At 60.2% G+C, this 19,945-nt stretch carries 15 protein-coding genes and 2 tRNA genes; 5 read left to right on the top strand and 12 right to left on the bottom strand.

Going from position 1 to position 19,945, the window contains the following annotated elements:
- Positions 1 to 84 precede the first annotated feature (84 nt).
- The 5 genes from PCA31118_RS00745 to PCA31118_RS00725 form a co-directional block, all read right to left on the bottom strand.
- On the bottom strand, positions 85 to 1,692 hold the full coding sequence (locus PCA31118_RS00745; protein WP_150622102.1) for a methyl-accepting chemotaxis protein: 1,608 nt from the start codon (positions 1,690 to 1,692) through the stop codon (positions 85 to 87).
- A 314-nt stretch (positions 1,693 to 2,006) separates the two neighbouring features.
- On the bottom strand, positions 2,007 to 2,363 hold the full coding sequence (locus tag PCA31118_RS00740) for a GFA family protein (protein WP_150622100.1): 357 nt from the start codon (positions 2,361 to 2,363) through the stop codon (positions 2,007 to 2,009).
- 237 nt (positions 2,364 to 2,600) lie between these two features.
- Positions 2,601 to 4,493: a methyl-accepting chemotaxis protein gene (locus PCA31118_RS00735; RefSeq protein WP_150622098.1), complete on the bottom strand. Its 1,893-nt coding sequence runs from the start codon at positions 4,491 to 4,493 to the stop codon at positions 2,601 to 2,603.
- A gap of 258 nt (positions 4,494 to 4,751) precedes the next feature.
- Positions 4,752 to 5,462 (bottom strand): GntR family transcriptional regulator, encoded by a 711-nt coding sequence (locus PCA31118_RS00730; RefSeq protein ID WP_150622096.1) that lies wholly within the window; start codon positions 5,460 to 5,462, stop codon positions 4,752 to 4,754.
- A gap of 19 nt (positions 5,463 to 5,481) precedes the next feature.
- Positions 5,482 to 6,582: an asparaginase gene (locus PCA31118_RS00725; RefSeq protein ID WP_150622094.1), complete on the bottom strand. Its 1,101-nt coding sequence runs from the start codon at positions 6,580 to 6,582 to the stop codon at positions 5,482 to 5,484.
- Between the two features lie 132 nt (positions 6,583 to 6,714).
- Between PCA31118_RS00725 and PCA31118_RS00720 the strand changes: the two genes are divergently transcribed.
- Entirely contained in the window at positions 6,715 to 8,070 is a 1,356-nt protein-coding gene (locus PCA31118_RS00720) for an MFS transporter (RefSeq protein WP_150622092.1), read from the top strand.
- A gap of 97 nt (positions 8,071 to 8,167) precedes the next feature.
- Here PCA31118_RS00720 and PCA31118_RS00715 read toward each other — a convergent pair whose 3' ends face one another.
- The 3 genes from PCA31118_RS00715 to PCA31118_RS00705 form a co-directional block, all read right to left on the bottom strand.
- Positions 8,168 to 8,446 (bottom strand): hypothetical protein, encoded by a 279-nt coding sequence (locus tag PCA31118_RS00715; protein WP_150622090.1) that lies wholly within the window; start codon positions 8,444 to 8,446, stop codon positions 8,168 to 8,170.
- Between the two features lie 43 nt (positions 8,447 to 8,489).
- A complete protein-coding gene (locus PCA31118_RS00710) occupies positions 8,490 to 9,737 on the bottom strand; it encodes an O-antigen ligase family protein (RefSeq protein WP_150622088.1) in 1,248 nt (415 codons plus the stop codon).
- A 297-nt stretch (positions 9,738 to 10,034) separates the two neighbouring features.
- Positions 10,035 to 10,131: transfer RNA gene (locus PCA31118_RS00705), tRNA-Ser, on the bottom strand.
- 187 nt (positions 10,132 to 10,318) lie between these two features.
- Between PCA31118_RS00705 and PCA31118_RS00700 the strand changes: the two genes are divergently transcribed.
- On the top strand, positions 10,319 to 11,140 hold the full coding sequence (locus PCA31118_RS00700) for a 2OG-Fe(II) oxygenase (RefSeq protein ID WP_150622087.1): 822 nt from the start codon (positions 10,319 to 10,321) through the stop codon (positions 11,138 to 11,140).
- A 213-nt stretch (positions 11,141 to 11,353) separates the two neighbouring features.
- Here PCA31118_RS00700 and PCA31118_RS00695 read toward each other — a convergent pair whose 3' ends face one another.
- The gene (locus PCA31118_RS00695) at positions 11,354 to 12,637 is read right to left on the bottom strand and encodes a hypothetical protein (protein WP_150622085.1); all 1,284 of its coding nucleotides are present in this window, start codon (positions 12,635 to 12,637) and stop codon (positions 11,354 to 11,356) included.
- 825 nt (positions 12,638 to 13,462) lie between these two features.
- Between PCA31118_RS00695 and PCA31118_RS00685 the strand changes: the two genes are divergently transcribed.
- Together PCA31118_RS00685 and PCA31118_RS00680 are read left to right on the top strand one after the other, a co-directional pair.
- On the top strand, positions 13,463 to 13,720 hold the full coding sequence (locus PCA31118_RS00685; RefSeq protein ID WP_150622083.1) for a hypothetical protein: 258 nt from the start codon (positions 13,463 to 13,465) through the stop codon (positions 13,718 to 13,720).
- Between the two features lie 46 nt (positions 13,721 to 13,766).
- Complete coding sequence (locus PCA31118_RS00680; RefSeq protein WP_150622081.1) at positions 13,767 to 14,183, top strand: hypothetical protein; 417 nt, start codon at positions 13,767 to 13,769, stop codon at positions 14,181 to 14,183.
- Positions 14,184 to 15,241: 1,058 nt separating this feature from the next.
- On the opposite strand, the gene PCA31118_RS00670 is transcribed toward PCA31118_RS00680, so the two are convergent.
- Together PCA31118_RS00670 and rpoD are read right to left on the bottom strand one after the other, a co-directional pair.
- Positions 15,242 to 15,317 (bottom strand) — tRNA-Ile (locus PCA31118_RS00670).
- Between the two features lie 28 nt (positions 15,318 to 15,345).
- Positions 15,346 to 17,451 carry an RNA polymerase sigma factor RpoD gene (gene rpoD, locus PCA31118_RS00665; protein WP_217431221.1) on the bottom strand — a complete coding sequence of 702 codons (2,106 nt, stop codon included), beginning with the start codon at positions 17,449 to 17,451 and terminating at the stop codon, positions 15,346 to 15,348.
- A 31-nt stretch (positions 17,452 to 17,482) separates the two neighbouring features.
- Here rpoD and PCA31118_RS27175 point away from each other — a divergent pair, with 31 nt between their 5' ends.
- The gene (locus PCA31118_RS27175; protein WP_217431219.1) at positions 17,483 to 18,034 is read left to right on the top strand and encodes a hypothetical protein; all 552 of its coding nucleotides are present in this window, start codon (positions 17,483 to 17,485) and stop codon (positions 18,032 to 18,034) included.
- A gap of 14 nt (positions 18,035 to 18,048) precedes the next feature.
- Here PCA31118_RS27175 and dnaG read toward each other — a convergent pair whose 3' ends face one another.
- Positions 18,049 to 19,932 (bottom strand): DNA primase, encoded by a 1,884-nt coding sequence (dnaG, locus tag PCA31118_RS00660; RefSeq protein WP_150622076.1) that lies wholly within the window; start codon positions 19,930 to 19,932, stop codon positions 18,049 to 18,051.
- Positions 19,933 to 19,945: the final 13 nt, after the last annotated feature.

Below are 19,945 nucleotides of genomic sequence, written 5' to 3'. Positions count from 1 at the left end.
GTTCGCGGGCGAGCCGTTTTTTACGTGACGCTCACGCCGGTTTGCCGCGCCTGCGCCCACGCCCCGCTCCGGCGTCGCCCGGACTCACGCAATCAGCCGCTGTGCCCGATTCGCCGCTTGATGGGCGGCCCCCTCCGCTGCCTCGATACGGAAGATCGACACCAGCTCACGCAAGCCACTCGATTGCGCAGCCATCGATTGCGCCGCAGCCGACGCCTCCTCGACGAGCGCTGCGTTCTGCTGCGTCACGGTATCCATCTGCATGACCGCCTGATTGACCTGCTCGATACCTGTGCGCTGCTCGGTCGACGCTGCGGCAATCTCCGCCATCAGATCGGTCACCCGTTTGACGGCGCGCACCACTTCGTCCATGGTTCCCCCGGCCTCGCTGACCAGCTTCGCCCCTTCGCCGACCTGACGCGTCGACGCATCGATCAACTCCTTGATCTCCTTTGCAGCGTTGGCGCTGCGCTGCGCGAGGGTGCGCACCTCGCCCGCAACGACGGCGAAGCCGCGTCCCTGCTCGCCCGCACGCGCGGCTTCGACCGCCGCGTTGAGCGCGAGGATGTTGGTCTGGAAGGCAATGCCCTCGATCACGCTCGTGATGTCCGCCACGCGCGCGGAGCCGTCGGAAATCTCACGCATCGTCTCGACCACCTGACGTACCACTTCACCACCACGCTGGGCGATGTGCGACGCGTTCGACGCGAGCACGTTGCCCTGCTCGGCGTTATCGGCATTCTGTTTGACGGTGGTCGTGAGTTCTTCCATGCTTGCCGCCGTTTCCTCCAACGACGCCGCCTGTTGTTCGGTACGCGAGGAAAGATCGGTGTTGCCCGCCGCGATTTGCGCCGAACCGGTGGCAATGCTCTCGCTGGTCGTGCGCACCTGTCCCACGACCTGCGCGAGCTTCGTGTTCATGTCCTTGAGCGAGCCGAGCAATTGGGCGAGTTCGTCGCGACCTTCCACGTCGATGCGCGAACTGAGGTCGCCACGCGCGACGGTCTGCGCAATGTCGACACAGCGGCCGATCGGCACGGTGATCGAGCGCGTAATGAGCCACGCGATGACCGTTGCGACGGCAAGCGCCAACAAGATCAACACGATGGCAGCGATAAACGCGGCGTGATAGTTGGCAGCCGCGGCGTCGGTTGCGGCCATGGCCCCCTGGCGATTGACCGCTACGTGAGCGGCGATCCGCTCGCTGAGCGAGGCGAAGCTCTTGACGGCATCCGTGGTGAGCAATGCGCGCGCCTGGGCCTTCGCGCTGTCGTCGCCCTGATCGAGCGACGCCACCCGATTGTCGATGGCGACATAGTCGGCCCACGCCGCCTTGACCGCATCGTAAGCGCGGCGGTCTTCGTCGGAGGCGATCATGCGGGCGTAGCCGTCGAGCGTCTTGCTCATCAGATCGATGGCGGCCTGGCGCTTGGTGGCCTCTTCCCGATGCGAATTCTCGTCAGCGGCGAGCAGCATGGCGAGCGATGCGCGACGCGCCGAGTTGGCGGCGACCTGCGCGGTGCCGAGTGTCTGCACGCTCGGCAGCCAGTTATCAGCGAGGTCACGCGTGCCCGCATAGATACGCGACGCCTGAAACACGGCCATACCACCCACAACACACAACAGCACCAACGTAATGGCAAACCCTAAGGTCAGCCGGGTGCCGATTTTCAGACGACTCAAGAACTTCATGCCCGCTCCATGTGCGACAAAACGATAACAATCGCATGCCATAACGGGCGACCATTCAAGAAACTTGAGCCAATAATCACGCGATTCTCACGTTATGGCTTTTGAAATGTGCCGATTTCGTGGAATGAATCCCATTACACCCAACATCGTCTACGCCGGCTTTATGGAACAAGCCTGAAATCACGCGGAGTTTTTAATATTTTTAATCATATATTTTTTAATCTATCGAGTGAATATCGTTCGGCTGGCCACATCGCCGAACTGACGTGGCGACGTGGTGACCGGTCCGTCGGTCCGTTCACCGAGCGTCGCGTCTAACGACTCGCGCCGTCAACGGGCGTCGGATGCACCGTATCCAGATCGATGCCGTCAATGCAGCGCACGTTGACGGCCGCCATTTTTGCGCCGTCGGGCATTTGACCGAACGCGAATGCTTCAACGCCGCAATTCGGACAGAACTGATGACGTATCACGTGCTTGTTGAAAAGATATTCGCGCGCTTTTCCTTCACCGGCCGTTTGCGAAAACTCAGCAATCGGCGCGAAGGCGAGAATCAATCCGCGCTTTTTGCAGATAGAACAATTGCACGTAATTGTTTTGGACAAATCAATATTTGCCGTAAAGCGCAAATCGCCACAGTGGCAACCGCCTGAGTATTGCTGATTCGCCATGACGTATCTCCTCCGGGATAAGGATTTCGCCGACAACGCGCGAACGGCTTGTTTGGGGATTGTTCGGGGAATATAGGGGGCGCCGCCGGCGTGCGCTCCATTGTGCGACAAAATCCGGCGCTCGGGCAGCGACCGGCGGCAGTGCGCCGGTCGTGACGTAGAAGGTTCGTTGAGGTGAATGCAGATCAACGCAGGGGAGCGTCACGCGCAGATCACGTGACGTGCGGCACCGACATCTCAGGCGGCCAATGCCGGTTCGTCGCGTTGTGCGGGGCGTACGCCGGAGGTGCCCTGCGACGCGTGCATGACGGTGACGCCATGACGGCTGTGCTCACGCAACTGGAAGAGCGCCACCGTGGCGGCCAGATTGCGGGCCTGCTCGCTGAGCATGGCCGACGCCGCGGCAGACTCTTCGACCAGCGCTGCGTTTTGCTGTGTCGACTGGTCCATCTCGGCCACACTGCGATCGATCTGGCTGATGCCCGTGCTTTGTTCGGTCATCGCTGTGTGGATTTCGCCGATCAAGCGGCGCACGCGCGAAATACCATCGACGATCTCGCCCATCGTGTCGCCTGCCGCCTGCACACGTTGCGTGCCGCTCCTGACGTTTTGCACCGACGCTTCAATCAGCGTCTTGATTTCCTGCGCGGCAGCGGCGCTGCGTTGCGCCAGCGTACGCACCTCGCCCGCAACGACGGCGAAGCCACGTCCCTGTTCACCGGCACGTGCCGCTTCCACCGCCGCATTGAGCGCCAGAATGTTGGTCTGGAACGCAATGCCGTCGATCACACTGATGATCTCGGTAATGCGCTCGGACGACTGCGCAATCTCGCTCATCGTCGTCACCGCGCCGGTGACGACGTCGCCCCCGCGCGCAGCGGCGTCGCTCGCGTCGTTGGCAAGGCGTGTGGCGTGCTCGGCAGCCTCTGCCGTCTGCTTGACGCTCGCGGTCAGTTCGGTGAGCGCCGCCGACGTTTCCTGCAACGTGCCGGCGGACGCCTCGGTGCGTTGCGACAGATCGCGGTTGCCCATTTCAATTTCGCTCGTGGCGGACGTCATGCCATGAACGCCCGAGCGCACGTCGAGCATGACCGTGCTGATCTTGTCCACGAACGCGTTGAACGACTTCGAGATCTGCGCGACTTCATCGTGACCGATGACGTCCAGACGGCGCGTCAGATCGCCACCGCCCGAACCGATGGTGTCCATCGCGTCGCGCACCTGCGACAGGCGGCGAAATGCCTGCGATGTGAAGAAGCTGGCGATGCCAATGGCACACAGCGTCAGGACGATCAGCGAGACCACCGTGGCGCTGAGTACGCTCGACAGACCCGCAGTCGCCTCCGCCTTGTCGAGGGCCACGACGAAGAGCCAGTCGGTGCCCGGCACCGGCTGCGCCTTGACGAGCTTTGCTACGCCGCCGAGTTCGACCTGCGTCGGCTGCGTGGCGTTCTCCATCTTGCCGAGGGCATCGGACGTGAGCGCAGGCGCGAGATCGCTCGATTGCTTGAGCATGAGCTTTTCGTCCGGGTGCGCGATCACGAGACCGTCACGCGAAACGACGAAGGCAAGGCTCGACGGCGTGGGATGCACGGCTTTCACGACCTCCTGCACGGCGTCGAGCGGCACCGCACCGCTCACCGCGCCGAGCGTCTGACCGTCACGCAAGATGGGCGCCGCGAACGACACATACAGCTTGCCCGACGCAATGTCGGCGTACGGCTTGACGACGGTCAGCTTGCCCGCGGCAGTCGCGCCCTTGTACCAGGGGCGCGCCGTGGGATCGTAATCGGGCGGCGTGGGGCCGCTCGAGAAATAGGACTTGTCGCTCCAGCCGATGCTCGATATCGGGAAGCCATTGGTAGCGCCGAGCAATTTCGTGAGCGCCACGCCCTGCTCACCCTTTTCGACGGCAGCCGCTGTGCCCACGACCGACTGGCCCTTGGCAGCGGCCCAGCGTTCGACCGCCAGCGTGTTGCCACGCGCTACGGCGTCGAGCGTATCGGATATGGTGGACATCATGCTGTTGCGCACGATGAGGTAAGTGGTAATGCCGGAGAGGATCAGTGCACCAATGACGGTGGCACACGCGATCAGAATGATGCGTGTTCTAAGGGAAGAGACTGTCATGCTGTCGAGGCAGGCCTGCGGCTAGGGGGGTCGAAGACAGGAGACCGGCACCCAGGCTACCGGCTCCACGAGGTGGGAGATTCCACTTCAGAAGTTACGGCAGGCAACGGGAAAACTTTAGGTGTTAACCCGGAATCAGCCCCAACACCTTCACCCTTCGTTATGGATAGCGAAACGTCAGGGGTACGAACAGCCCGGCGTGAGGTGTGATCGAGATCGACCGACACCGCGAAGCACGCTTGCCGCTGAACGCGGACGTCAGGCGTTCGCTGCGGCTTGCGCCTCACTCTGCTCGATGGCCTTGACGATGATGCGCAGCGTGGCGTCGAGATGGGCTTCCGTATGCTTGCGTGCAGCGGCAACGTCGCGGGCGCGGTATTCGTCGAGCATCTTGCTGTGCTCCTGATTACTGACGTCCACGTGGACAGGCCGCATGTAAAGCGACAAGGCGATGTAAGGTCCCGACGCGTCGCGCAAGGTCTTGATCAGGTGTGCCAGACGCGAATCGTCCTGCGAGGCCCACAACGCCGCGTGGAACGCCTGATTCAACTCGGTCCATTTGACGACGTCCGTCGTGGCGAGCATCTCGGCATGCAGCGCTTGTGCGTGCGCGATGTCCTCCTCGCGGATCGTCGCCATGGCCTGCTCGGCCATCATCGGCTCCAGCGTCATGCGAAGCCGGTACAACTCATTGACGTCGTCGATCGTCAGGCCACGCACCACCGCGCCTCGATGCACGTCGAAAAACACGAGCCCCTCGGAGACCAGCGTGCGCAACGCTTCACGCACGGGCGTGGTCGACATGTCGAGCCGACGCGCCAGATCGTCCTGACGCAGCCTGTCCCCCGCCTTTAACCGGCCCTGCAGAATCTCGGTGCGCAAAGTCTCGATGGCGTACTGATACGCCGTGAGCCGGCGGCGGCCGGCGGTGCCGGTCACCGAAGCGGATGCGGGGGACGTGCTTTTCAAAGGAAGGCCGTGTGTAGATTTATCGACGCGTGAGTTTACTCCAATTTGCCAGTGCTTCCCCGAGGTCGGCAGCGGCCGTGCCCGAGGCCAAAAGCGCGGTCACGAGCAGGCGTGACTTGAGCGGCGACAACCAGCCCGACAAGTGGGCGCCACGTCGCGCCAGGTCGATTTCGGAACCCACGTAGCCATAGGTCTGCGAGGCCGTCGAACCTGCGCCAGCCCGACTGGCGATCACGATCGGCACCTGCGCGGTCAAGGTACCGATGCGCTGCGCGAATCCGAACGACACGTGTCCGGCCCCCTGCGCTGCAATCACGACCGCCTCGTAGCCGGCCTTTACCGCCATCTCGGCGAGTTCGCCATCGTCCCCCAGTACCGCAGTCACGAGCGCCACTTTCGGCCAGGCGCGCACCGGACGCGCCAGCGGCCGAGCACGTGCCGGGCTGGCATGAAAGTACGTCGGCCTCCCTTCGACCAGACGTGCCGCAACCCCACCGTCGATCGAGGTGAACGCCTGCACCGCCAGCGCATCGCTCTTGCTGACCCAGCGTGCGTGATGGACGGTGTCGTTCATTACGACGAGCACTCCGCGCCCCACACTCTCGGGATGACACGCCGTGCGCACCGCAGCGAGCAGATTCGCCGGACCGTCCGCACCGGCGGCCTGCGGCGCGCGCATCGCCCCTGTGATCACGAGCGGTGCGGGCAACGTCCAGAAAAGGTCGAGCAGGAAGGCCGTCTCCTCCAGCGTGTCGGTGCCCTGCGTGAGCACCACGCCGCTCGCGCCTGCTTCGATCTGTTGCTCTGCCCAGGCGAGCGCGGCCATCAGGTCGTCATAGCCGAGCGAAGCGCTCGGCAACTGGCGCAACGATTCGGTCCGGATCTCCGCCACTTCGGACAGGCCGGGCACTGAACGGGCCAGTTGCGTGGCGTCGAGTGTGGGGACCACGCCGCCGCTCGCGTCCGAGGGCGTCATGCTGATCGTGCCACCGAGCGAGGCGACAGCGACCACGGGCGATCGGGCATGCGGCAGGGGCGTGCCCTCAACGCCGGTCGGCGTGGGCGCGATGGAGGCCGTGGAGACAGGAGGCGTAGTGGAACCGACGGGGGATTGCGTCATGGTGGGCGAATTTTTGATTTCAGTTGATATGCATTGTGCATTATATATAATCGACAATCGTTTGCGAAGGGCATTACCGCTATTCCCCCTTCGTACTCACCCCCAAAGCACAATCAACGTTCAGGAGATGTCATGCACCCAACCGCTACGGGCCATCCGGCCGCTGGCGCGACCCGTTATCGATTCGCGGTCTTTGCGCTGATCGTGGTGATCGCCCTCGTCAATTACATCGACCGGGGCGCGATTTCCTATTCAGCCGCCCAGATCACCTCGGAGTACGGTTTCGACCGGGCCGGTTGGGGCGCAGTCCTTGGCTACTTCGGTTACGGATACATGTTCGGGGCGCTGTTCGGCGGCGCGCTGGCCGACCGGTTAGGCGCCAAGAAAGTCTGGGTGATTGCGGGCATTGCGTGGTCGGCATTCGCCATCGCCATGATCTGGGCGGGCGACATCGGCATCGCCCTGTTCGGCGGCTCCGCGCTCACCGGCTTCGCCACGATTCGCGTGCTGTTCGGGTTTGCCGAAGGACCGGCCTACTCCATCATCAACAAGACGATGTCGGCATGGGCCTCGCCGTCGGAGCGCGGCTTTGCGGTGTCGATCGGGTTGCTGAGCACGCCACTGGGTGCATTGCTCACCGCGCCGGTGGCCGTCGGCTTGCTGCTGCTGACCGACAGTTGGCGCACGATGTATATCGTGCTTGGCGTAGCAGGCTTCGTCTTGATTGCATTGTTCGCGCGCGTTTATACGAACCGCCCCGAAGACAACCCCCGCGTGAATGCGGCGGAGGTAGCGCTGATTCAGGCGGGACGTCCGGCTCAGCATCCGTCGTCGGCGGCGGCCGCGGGTGAAATGCCGTGGTGGAGCTTCTTCAAGAGCCGCACGCTGGTATTCAACTCGATCGGATATTTCGCGTTCATTTACGTCAACTTCATGTTGTTGACCTGGACGCCGAAGTATCTGGCGGACGAGTTTCACTTCACGTTGTCGTCGCTGTGGTACATCGGCATGATTCCCTGGACGGGCGCGTGCGTGACGGTGCTGCTCGGCGGGCGCATTTCCGACTGGCTGTACCGCAAGACGGGCAAGCTGGTGATTGCGCGCAGTTGGTTCGCGGCGGCATCGCTTACATGCACGACCTTGTGCTTCCTGATGGTGTCGCAGGCGCAAAGCGTGTGGGCAGTCATTGCGCTGATGACGCTGGGCAACGCGCTCAATGCGCTGCCGAACTCGGTGTACTGGGCGGTGGTGATCGATACGGCGCCGACGCGCGTGGGCACATTCAGCGGATTGATGCATTTCATTGCGAACATTGCTTCGGTGCTTGCGCCGACGCTGGCCGGCATTCTGTCGGCGAAATACGGCTATTCGTCGATGTTCGTTGCGACGGCGGTGGCGACGGCCGTCGGCGTTTTCGCCATGTTGCAGGTCAAGCCCGGCGTCGGCCCGAAAGTCGGGCGTTCCGAAGCGGAGACGGTGACGGTTTGATGCCGGTACCTGCGATGCCCTATGCCCGATGTCCAGCGCTGGGGGGCCCGCCGCCCTCTGGCGTTCCGGGAGGCCAGGAAATCAGGAGATTCAGGCGCTAGTCGGCCATGGCGCGAAGGCAATGGGCGTGGTCGATAGCGCCCGTGAGGCCGTTCACCAGCAGCGGCAGCTTTCGCGTCATGTTGAGCATGACGAGCTTGCCGATGCCATCGGGTGCGGCACGCACCGTATCGCCCACCGCGAGGCGCACCGAAGCGGCCTGCTGCCCCGGCTGCCGCAGCAGTTCGAACACCGAGCAACTTCCCGATCCGAAGCGCACAACGAATCGCCCCCGTGGCTCGTCGAGGACATCGACCACGCCATCTTCTACTGTCATGCATCCTTCTCCATACCTGCCTGCATGATGGCAACGTGACACATCATGCCCGGCGTTCGTTCTCGTTCGTTTGACACGCGCACGACGTGTCGGGCGCCCGCCAGGCCACCCCCAGAATCAATCCCAGGAGAAGACCGAAAATGGCCGACTCAAATATTTGGTGGACGAATCCCAGCAAAAGCAACTCAACGAATGAAAAGAACAGCGCTGCCTCTGCTACTGGCACCCTGCCGGCCCAAAGGAGGGAGAAACTTCCAAGGGCGCGCCGTCGGAATACCGTCATGGCGTACGTAATGATGGAAAAAAACATCGCCATTCCGACAATGCCCGTCTCTGCCAAATTGCCGATATACCCGTGCGCAGAGAGGCTGTACGCGTATTTTTGAATATTCTCTTGCCAAACGGCGGTATAGCCAGCGCCGAAGACTGGTGCCTTCGCCAGATTCTGAAGGGCGGTGTAGGTGGTGAGGCGCCGAGCAAAATCGATGCGTTGCTCTGGCGGGAGCTTAAATTCTCCCGGAACGTCTTCGACGTCAAAACTTGTCCCGGACGTCAACCTTCCTAGGTCGATACGCGGTTCCGAACCGTAAATGAGTATCGGCAGCAGCGCGGCCAGCACGGCGATCGGAACGGCGAATTTCGCATATGCGAGAAATTGCTGCCGCCGATAGACGTACAACATGACAGCCGCGACAGGGATGGTGAGTAGCACTACGGATCGCGACTCTCGCATTGCATATAAGGCCGCCAAAAGCAATATGGCGCCGAACCATTTCGCCCCTTTTGACCCTGCAAGCCAATTGGCCATCAGCATGGGCGTGGATACGCAAAGGAGAATCGCAAACACCGTGCGTATCGACGAGCCCTCTCGATAGAGCATCGCATCACCGCCCTGGTAGAAATTGACGACGGCCATTGCGAGAAACGTCACGATCAGCAATGCGAAGCCATTCGGCAATCGATCCAGAACGTTGTGCCTGCCCAGGAGGATTCCGAGGCTTAGCGCGGGCAACACCGATAGCACCGCGTAGGCCGCGTACTCGACGCCGAACCGTGGATTGGAGGTCCACAGCGCAGACAGTGCCATGTAGACATACAGTGGCAGAACGATCAGGGCGCCCTTTCCGATGGCAGCGACGTCCTGAAATTGCCAGCCTGAGAGCTGGAAAACAAGAAGAACAGCGATGAAAAAGCAGATCAGCAGCAGTCGATACCAATTGCCGTAGATCGAAAGAACGTATCCAGCACTGATCAAAAAGAATGCAAGCTCACAACGAGAGAAGCGCCCCATAGCGTCACTTTATTCTTGCAGAATTTTTTCCGAAGTCAGCGTAACGGACGTAACCAGACAATCATAGTGAAAACTTGAAAGCAAATGTGACGCGAGATGGCACCGGATGCTGCCCCGGGCCTCCTCGCCGATACATGGAATCGTCGGCTACATCAGCGGTCCGTCGCAGGCGGAACGCCTGATTCATCGCCCTACTGTGCGCAAATCTCAAGGACCCGCAAGTATTCCATCGTCGAATTCCGGGTCGACAGAACGCAAAAAGCCCCTGACGTCACCGTCAGGGCTTATCTACTTCTCTGGTAGGTAGTGCTGGGTTCGAACCAGCGACTAAGGGATTATGAGTCTTACGGCCTGAAAATATGTCAAAGAGAAAGTGCAGTCACATCAACGACCTTCAGTGACAGCCATACTCCAGTCGACTGCATTTTCTCATCTTTATCCCCCTTTCACAGCTACTGTGGACGTGTTTTGGTCATACGAGTCGAAAGCACATACGCCGGGATTCGGAAGTGGGTTTGGTTATAAGTTGTGTACAATCGCTTCGCACCGCCGCAGCGTACTCACACATACACAAATACACCATGACCAATCAGGAAAATTACACACAGCTTCTGCTCGCGCGTCTCGCCGAAGCGCAAGCTGATCTGCGTACTCGCTGGGCCAATCCAAATGGCACGAAGACTCACCATTTCGTGCTTGATTCGGTATTCCCGGATGAGCTTTGCGAGAAGATTTACAACGCTTTTCCAAAAGATGGCAACGGATTTTTTGACCGTGAGTCGTTTCGCGAAAAGAAGCGCACGTCTGCAAATCTGGATGCTTACGATCCGATACTTGCCGACGTCACTTACGCGTTCCAGGACCCACGCGTCGTTGCACTGATTGCTGACATTTGTGGCATGAGCGACGAGAAGATTGAGCCGGACCCTAAACTCTATGCCGGTGGCCTGTCGATGATGTTCAAGGGAGACTTCTTGAATCCGCACATCGATAATAGCCACGACGCCGGCCGCGGTCGTTATCGTCGGCTGAATGTACTCTACTATCCGGCGCCAGAATGGAAGCTGGAAAATGGCGGAAACTTCGAGCTTTGGAACGAAGATAAGACCGTCCCGAAAACGCTTGTTGCCGCGACGAACCGCCTGGTGGTAATGGAGACCAACAAGGACAGTTGGCACTCAGTGAGCCCAGTGACGGTCGATCGCCCGCGATGCTGCGTATCGAACTATTACTTCTCGGAAATCTCACCGGACAAGACGGACTATTTCCACGTCACGTCTTTCACCGGGCGCCCGGAAGAGAAGATGAAGCGCGCGCTGGGAACCGTCGACAACGCACTTCGAAATGTGGTCTCCCGAGCCCTCAAGATTGGGCGCGGCAAGAACGAAATGAACGACGAGTAATCAGCCCCGGCGCCAATGAAGAGCCCCGCTTCGGCGGGGCTTTGTATTTCACAAGCCAAGCATAAATCCAAGCAGCCCGGCCAATAGTATGAAGGGCAAAACGCCCCACCCCGATACCTCCTCCGTAGGGAGGTCCCTGAACTCCTGATTATTCATTTTTTCCCCGGATGTCCAAGATGCGCACGCTTATGCGGCGATCGCGCTCTCGGGATTTTATGCTTTTTCCGGCGTTTGTGGCAGCGGTAAATTCGCCTGTCTCGCGCGCACCTCAACAGCCATCCGGCGGCGCAAATAGCGATGCTCCCAGGCATGGCCGAGGACGAGGCCGAGCACCAATCCGAACACGACCGATTCCATGATCTGGTGAAAAGCTCCCAGCATCAGCAGGACGATGTAGGACAGGAATAATGCGGTCTGCGCCACAGGAACTTTCCCGCCAAGCATCAGCCGGAACTTCGGCACGACGTAACGTCGGTATTGCCTGTAGGCGTACATAACGATCAACGCGAATATCGACATCCCCGCAATGCCGAGTTCACCGATATTGCCCGTGTACCCATGTGCCGAAATGTTCAGCTTGTAGTTGTCCATGTTGGCCTGCCACACGCCCGTGTAACCGGCGGCGAACCACGGAGACTCCTCGAACTTTTGCAGTGCGGTGTAAGTGGTAAGACGCCTGTCGAAGTCGATTCGCTGTTCAGGAGGCAATGCAAAATCGTTCAACACCTCGCTGATGTCGAGATTCGTCTCTGACGTGAGACGCCCCAGGTCGAGCGGCGGCTCACCACCATTGAGAATGAGCGGAGATATGATCGCCGCAATGATTGCCGCCGACACCGCCAGTATGCCGCCGATGATAAACAGACGACGTCGGTAGGCAAACATCATGAACAGGACGATGGGCGCAACCAGCAAAAGGACAGATCGCGAATCGCGCATGGCGTACATTCCCCACGCAAACGCAAGTAGCGCAACCCATTTTGAACGGCCGGAAGTGGACAGCCATTTACCAATCAGGAACGGTGTTGCAACGCAGAAGATGATCGCGAACACCGTGCGAATCGATCCGAACGCAGTAAGCATGGGATCGCCGGTGAGTTGCTGATTGACGAGCGTCAACGCAAGAAAAGTAAGAACCAGCGTCTGGAATGCCGCCATGAACTTCTCGGTGCTGCTTCGCATGCCCAGCAGTACGCCAAGCATCAGGGCTGGCATTACCGTCACAAGTGCGTATGTCGCGTATTCAAAGCCCAGCGCAGGATCAGGCGTGAATGTCGCGGACAATTCCATGTACGCATATAGCGGCAGGACGATCATGACCGCTTTGCATATGGCCTTCAGCTCGCGAATGGACGGCCCTCGCCAGATGAAGACGAAAGCGATCGCTGCTGCGAAGCAAAGCAGAAGGAGTTTGAACAGATTCCCGTATAAGGACAGGACGTAGCCGGCGCTCACCAAAAAGAACGAGACGCCAGCGGCATATTTGCTTTTCATCACGCCGAGTTCCCAAAATTTGGCGTAAGGATAGCAGATTGCAGGATGCCCCTATTTTGCGGTGCCGGCCATCATTTTGTTCGAGAGCCGCTCGCAGGCGAGTCGCTATCGATTGGCAGTGTCTGCAGCTTTTGCCAAGATTCCCGCGCGCTCGTCAACCAACCTGAGCCGCACGTAAGTCTTGGAGCGACGAAAAGAAAACTTGTATCCGAACACGACAACGGCCGACATTGCCCAATTGCTGGGGCGTCCGGTTTCGCAGATCTATTGCACCGCAGCGCGACTCGGTTTGAAGAAAAGCGCAGACTTCTTCGCGAGCCCGGCGTCCAGACGAACCGACGGTGCAAGCGGCAAGTCCAGCAGCTTCGTAAAGGGGCAGACATCCTGGAGCAAGGGTGTCACCGGGATCTATGGGACGCATCCGAACAGCCGTCGTACTCAGTTCAAGAGAGGCGAAATGCACGGAGCGGCGCAGCACAATTACGTCCCGATCGACTCGCACCATGTCAGTAGGACGGATATCTCTAGCGCAAAGTGAATGACGATCATCCGATGCCCGCGCGCCGTTGGGCGGCCGTTCATTGCCTGGGATAGGAAGACGCGGGGATCGATTCCCTCTGGCCACGCGATCTGCTTTCTTCCGGGACGCAGATCCACCGAGTCTGAGTCAATTACGATCGACGCCCTTGAGCTCGGGAGTCGAGCCGAACTCGTACGACGTAACCATCCACGTTCCCATTCGCCAGGGTTGCCCGGGCTAGTGCAACTCAAAGGCGCGATCACTCGTCAAGTCAACCGCATTGCCCGCGAGCCAAAGGAAAGCCAATCATGAGCAACAACATCTCGACCGTCCGCCAGGCGCTGCTCGACACCTTGGCAGACCTTCTGAACCGGGACAACACCATGGAGATCGAGCGCGCTCGCGCAGTTGCCGACATAGCTCGCGTCATTGTCGATAGCGCCAAGGTCGAGCCCAACTACCTGAAGGTTACCGGCCAGAGTGAAACGCCCCTCCTCGATCACCCCGACTCACCGCCGGCGCTGCCCAACGGCATAACCGGAAGTCGACAACACAAGCTGCGATGACCACCCACCTGCCACGGCCGAAGCACTGAACTGTCAGAGGTACATCATGCTGATCCAGCCAGAGAACAAGGCACGTTATCCGGCCAACTGGAAGCAGATCCACGCGCAGGTGCTGAAGCGGGTGCAGCCCAAGTGCGAGCAATGCGGCGTGGCGGACCGGTCGCGCATCGTGCGCGGAACTGGTCCGGATACTGACACGTACATGACCCACGATGCTGAAGTCTGCAATTCCGACACCGGCGAATACCTCGGTCTGCTCCGCATGAGTGATTGCCACTGCAACGGCAACGGAACCGACATAGTTCTGACCATCGCACATTTCGACTACCAACCCGAGAACTGCGCCCTAAAGAACCTGCGTGCGTGGTGTCAGTGCTGTCACCTGCGGTACGACGCCCAGCACCACGCCGCGAATGAAGCAGCCACGCGTCGAGCGCGGACGCCAGCAGCAGAACTGTTGTGACGACGACCGATGAACGAGCGGCCAGCCAGGCCGAAGCACTGAAAGAAATTTTGCGGGTAACTGCGAGAGATTGGGGAGTGAGCGAGGGAAACGACTCTCACTTTGCAACAGGTCGCTGAACACCTGCAAATGTCGTACAGCATCATATTTGCAATTCGGCATCAGATCGGCTTTCGCCTGCCGGACCCCGTGTTTGGGGCGTCTGTCCGGACCAACTTGCCGATTTCGTGAAAACCGAAACAATCTGACCCGGCTGTCACTGCGGGTCGATGGAGAAAACGAATACCCATCTGCAAAAACACAGGTTCCGGCATCTGGTGGATTGATATCCGTGGTAAAGGCTTGCCGCGAATTGGACGCTCTGCTGGCACAACCGACCGCCAAGCGGCGCAGGAATACCACGACAGCGTAGAGGCTGAGTTGTCGCGCAGCGCGAAATTCGGGGAGGAGCCGGATCACACCTTTGACGAAGCGGCCCTGGCGTCCTGAAGCTTGCCGAGGGGCAGCGTAACTACGACGCAAAGCTCCGACATGGGAAGTACTGGCGCGCCGCCCTTGGCGAGAACACGCCAATTCGCTCTTTAACGGCTGGAAAGATCACGCAGTTTTTGCCGACGCATACGACGAATCAGCATCGCAAGGCCGCCACCTAGAGCCCGCGACGAAGCATCGTTATATCGCGACAATCAAGCGAAATTCTGAACTGGTCCATGCACTGGGATGTACCGCTTAACGCCGATGCCGTGCCGGTTTTGTCTCGGCGAATCGAAGGTGCCAGGGAGTACGTTTTCGAGCGACCGTCCATCGACGGCAAGATCCGCAAAATCAGCCAAATCGCCACACGCGGGCCAGTTGGCATGCCCGGAACGGAACGCCGCTCATGGTGTTCAATGGCTTGGGCGGATGGGAGACTGTAGAGACGGTTAAGAGGTATGCCCATCTCGCGCCGTCCGTCTCGCACGCCACGCGCAAGCGGTCACGTTTTGGTCACGGTAGACGCAGGAAAGAAAAACGCCGCTGGTCAGAGCGGCGTAAGGTACTAAAACAACAGCATTTTTTGGTAGGCCGTGCTGGGTTCGAACCAGCGACCAAGGGATTATGAGTCCCCTGCTCTAACCGCTGAGCTAACGGCCCTCAACTACCGGCGCTCGCTCAGCAGCAATCAATTGCCTTCGAGGAACGACTTGAGCTTGTCGGAACGGCTCGGGTGACGCAGCTTGCGCAGCGCCTTGGCTTCGATCTGACGAATACGCTCACGCGTCACGTCAAACTGCTTGCCCACTTCCTCGAGCGTGTGGTCCGTGCTCATCTCGATACCGAAACGCATGCGCAGCACCTTGGCTTCACGCGGCGTCAGCGAATCGAGCACGTCCTTCACGACGTCGCGCATACTACCATGCAATGCCGCGTCGGCAGGGGCTACCGTGCCAGTATCTTCAATGAAGTCGCCCAAATGCGAATCGTCGTCGTCACCGATCGGCGTTTCCATGGAGATCGGCTCCTTCGCGATCTTCATGATCTTGCGGATCTTGTCCTCCGGCATTTCCATCTTCTCGGCCAACGTTGCCGGATCCGGCTCGACACCGGTTTCCTGCAAGATCTGACGCGAGATCCGGTTCATCTTGTTGATCGTCTCGATCATGTGGACCGGAATACGGATGGTACGCGCCTGGTCCGCGATCGAACGCGTGATGGCCTGACGGATCCACCACGTCGCGTACGTCGAGAACTTGTAACCACGACGGTATTCGAACTTGTCCACCGCCTTCATCAGGCCAATGTTGCCTTCCTGAATCAGGTCGAGGAATTGCAGACCGCGGTTCGTGTATTTCTTCGCAATCGAAATCACCAGACGCAGGTTCGCCTCGGTCATCTCGCGCTTGGCCTTGCGGGCACGGCGCTCGCCTTCCGACATCTTGCGATTGACGTCCTTGAGCTCCGCCAGCGGCAATACCACGCGCGCCTGCAGGTCAATCAACTTCTGTTGCAGTTCCTGCACGGCCGGCACGTTACGCTCAACCACCGAGCTGTAAGCCTTGTTATCGGCGACCACCGTGTAGATCCAGTCGAGATTGGTTTCATTGCCCGGGAAACGCGATACGAAATCCGCGCGCGGCATGCCGCACTTGTCGACCACGATGTTCAGGATCGCACGCTCGATGTTGCGCACTTCGTCCACTTGCGAACGCAGCGTGTCGCACAGACGCTCAACCGTACGCGCCGTGAAGCGAATCGTCATCAGCTCGGCCTGGATCGACTCACCAGCCTTCACGTACGGCTTCGACTGGTAGCCTTCCTTCTCGAACGCACGACGCATCTTGCCGAACCAGTCGGCGATCACGGCGAACTTGGCGAGGGAGTCGCGCTTGAGCTGCTCGACCTGCGCTGCCGAAGCACCGCCGCCGCTGCCGCCGCTATCCTCTTCCTCGTCGCCTTCTTCCTCTTCCTCTTCTTCCTCGTCTTCTTCCGCATCGGCGTCGAAGTCTTCGTCTTCGGAGGCTGCGGCAGCCGCATTGGCTTCCGCGTTAGGATCGATCAGGCCGTCGACCACCTCGTCGATACGCATTTCTTCGCGCTCGACCTTCTCGGCCATCGCGAGGATCTCGGCGATCGTCGTCGGGCATGCGGAGATGGCCTGCACCATGTGCTTGAGGCCTTCCTCGATGCGCTTCGCGATCTCGATTTCGCCTTCGCGCGTCAGCAGCTCGACAGTCCCCATCTCGCGCATGTACATACGCACCGGGTCAGTCGTGCGACCGAACTCGGAGTCGACGGTCGACAGGGCCGCTTCCGCTTGCTCCTCGACCTCGTCGTCCGTGGCTGCATTCGGCGCATTGTCGTTGAGCAGCAGCGTTTCGGCATCCGGCGCCTGCTCATACACGGCAACGCCCATGTCGTTAAACGTTGCGATCACGCCTTCCAGCGCGTCGCCTTCCACCACGTCGTCGGGGAGGTGGTCGTTGATCTCTGCAAAGGTCAGGAAGCCTCGTTCCTTGCCCAGCTTGATCAGTGTCCGCAGCTTGCCGCGACGTTCCTCAAGTTCCTCGGCCGTACCGGGCTGGTGCGAGGAAAATGCGTCCTTGAGCAGTGCTTTCTCTTTTGCCCGGCGATCACGCGCCTTCTGCTTTTCCACTTTGGTCTGATCTTCGTTCACGGGTTGATCATTAGTATTCGCTGCGACGTTCTGCTCCACCGGGGCCTTGGTCTTCGCGGCCCTGCCGCGTGCTTTAGGCACGACCGGCTCAACTGCTGCCGGCGTAACCTCCACCACTGCCTCCGGTTTGCTGGAAGCCCCGGTCTTGCGTGGGGCTTTCGTCGCAGGTGTACTGCGGCCCGCCAGGCTCGAAGCCTTGGCGGTAGTTGCGCTCTTCGCGCTTTTTTCAGCGGGTTGTCGGGCCTGCGGTTTCCCGCCTGCCGTCGCCTTCGTGGCCGTTGCCGCTCGGGTCGCCTTGACCTTGACGGGCGGCTCGGACTTCACCGTCGGCCTGGCTGCCTTCGCAGCCCCCACCGTCGTGGCGGTCGCACTCTTGCGCTTGGTGACATCGGTCACCTTCGCAGCCGTCTTGCCGGTCGCCTTCGTGGCACCGGCAGCTGCCTTGGTTTGCGTAGTACGTTTCGCCGAACTTGCCTGGCTGGCTGTCTTCCTGGCTTGCGACGCCGCACCGGCCTTTGCTGCAACGACACTTTTCGCGGACCGAGACGCCCCCTTCCCACCAGATGCCGCCGCCGCACTTGTCGTGCGCTTTGCCTTCGGTGAAGGGGTTACCGCCTTTTTTCCGCTGGTCGTTGTCATCTTTGCCATAGCGATCTCGCTTGCCAGAAAACAGCCCACTGAAAACCTTCTATTGTAGCACGCGGGCTTACCTCAACTTCGCGTGCCTCCTGTGCCGGCCGTAGCCAGCCACCGCTTCAATTCGTCGCGTTCCCGCGACAGCGCCTGAGCGTGGCGCAATTCATCGGGCGTCAACGACGTCCGCTTGAAAATCGTCTCCAGTTCCTCGCACAACCGGTCGTAGTGCAGGCGCTGGATCGCGCTGCGCAACTCGGTGAGCCGCAAGGCGATCTGCTCCTCGCGACGCTCGACCTGTGCCTCGTCTTCCGGGTCGAACAGCATCAAATCGCGTGCATTTTCCTCGAACGAGAGGATTTCGCGGATGATGTCGTCAAAACTCGCCCAATTCGGCGAAATCTTCAGCCGGTCGGACAGATAGCGAAAGTCGGCCTGCTCGCCCATTTCGCGGCAAAGCGTCAACACTTCCGAGAAAATCTCGCCGTGATGACTCATTTCGCGCAAAATCTTGGTCTCTTCTTCCGTCAATTCGTTTCCAAGCGCCGGGAACATCAGCAAATTCTGCAATGCCCGGTGCTCGGTGCCCACCACGCGACGCTTCTCGCGCTTGGCCGGCGCCTTGTCCCACGGGTTCTGACGGCGTGCTGCGCCGATATGCAACTCGCACAGTTCCGCCACCTCTTCGACCGAACTGCCCACGCGCTCGGCGAGCGCATGGATGATCTGCCCGCGAAGCGCATTCGCCGGCATTTGTTGCAATAGCGGCTTGGCTTCGAACAACGCGCGTGCACGCCCCTCCGGCTGATGCATTTCCTTACCTGCGGTCACCTCGCCGATCAGAAATTGGGACATCGGCATAGCCCGCGAGACTTCGTCTGCAAACGCTTGCGTGCCGTGCTCGCGCACATAGCTGTCCGGATCGTGCTCGCTCGGCAAAAACAGAAACTTGAAGCTTCGGTTGTCGTCGGCGTGCGGCAAACAGGCTTCGAGGGCGCGGCGCGCGGCGCGTCGGCCTGCAGCGTCACCATCGAAGCTGAACACCACCGTTTCGGTCTGACGCAACAGCTTTTGCACATGCGTCGGCGTGCATGCGGTGCCCAGCGTGGCCACTGCCTGCGGAAAGCCTAGCTGCGCGAGCGCCACGACGTCCATATATCCTTCGACGACCAGCACGTACCCCGCATCGCGAATCCCGAGGCGCGCTTCGAACAGTCCGTACAACTCACTCCCCTTGCTAAAGAGCGGCGTTTCCGGGGAGTTCAGGTACTTGGGCTCGCCTTTGTCCAGCACGCGTCCGCCAAAGGCAATCACCTGGCCTTTCGTATTGCGGATCGGGAACATGATCCGATCACGGAAACGGTCGTAGCGTCTTCTCGCGCTGCCCGCCTCTCCCTTTTCGCTCTCGATGACAAGTCCGGCATCGAGCAACTGGTCGTCGCGGTAGTTCTCGAACGCGGCCTCCAGGTTCTGCCATGCATCGGGGGCATAGCCCAAACCGAAATGCGCGGCGATTTCGCCCGTCAATCCGCGTCGCTTCAAATACTCGATCGCCACCGGCGAGCCGCGCAGTTGCTTGCGATAGTAGTCGCAGGCACGCGTCATGACATCCACCAGTCCGAGCGTTTGCGCACGCTGCGCAGCAGGTGCCGGCGCGCCCGGCATCGGCGCCTCACGCGGCACATCGAGCCCGACGTTGCGGGCCAAATCCTCGACGGCTTCGACGAAACCGAGTCCGGCATGCTCCATCAGGAAGCTGATCGCGCTGCCGTGCGCGCCGCACCCGAAGCAGTGGTAGAACTGTTTGGTGGGACTTACCGTAAATGAGGGCGACTTCTCATTATGAAAGGGGCACAGCCCCATGAAGTTCGCCCCGCCCTTCTTCAACTGAACGTAACGACCCACCACCTCGACAATATCGACGCGGTTTAGCAGGTCCTGCAAAAACGACTGGGGAATCACTGGATCGGTGCCA

Origin of the sequence: Pandoraea captiosa (genome assembly GCF_902459775.1) — a bacterium.
Lineage (GTDB): Bacteria > Pseudomonadota > Gammaproteobacteria > Burkholderiales > Burkholderiaceae > Pandoraea > Pandoraea captiosa.
This window is presented reverse-complemented; position numbering and strand designations above follow the sequence as displayed.